The following is a 408-nucleotide window of genomic DNA, read 5'->3' as shown; positions in this document are numbered from 1 at the left end:
AGCAGCCGGTCCAGCAACAGCCAGCGATATCAGCGGTATCGAATGTCAAGCCAGAAAACCCGACATTCACCAAGACCCAGGCCCCACCTGCACCAGTTGCAGAAACCAAGGCCACAGGTCCCGTCACCATACCAGGCGTGATCGACTTCAACGTCGGTGGATGCAAACCGGAATATCCGCGTGCCTCCCTGCGTAATGAAGAAACCGGCACCGTCCTGTTGTCCGTCCTGATTGGTGCAGATGGTTCTGTTGCCGACGTCAAGATCGACAAATCCAGCGGTTTCCGCGGTCTCGACAATGCGGTGAAATCCCAGTTGATGTCAGGTTCCTGCAAAAACAAACCAGGTACCGTCGACGGCAAACCACAACAGACCTGGGCCAAAGTCCAGTATGTATGGAAGCTCGAGT

The 408-nt window shown here is 55.1% G+C and carries 1 protein-coding gene; it reads left to right on the top strand.

What is annotated here, in order from left to right; all coding sequences use genetic code 11:
* The coding region (locus ACO0LN_RS30325; protein ID WP_422980485.1) for an energy transducer TonB at positions 1 to 408 on the top strand (408 nt) is incomplete at both ends.

It is taken from the genome of Undibacterium sp. TC9W, assembly GCF_049339865.1.
Lineage (GTDB): Bacteria > Pseudomonadota > Gammaproteobacteria > Burkholderiales > Burkholderiaceae_D > Undibacterium.
Note: the sequence above shows the minus strand (reverse complement) of the source record. Positions and strands in the feature narration are given on the sequence as shown.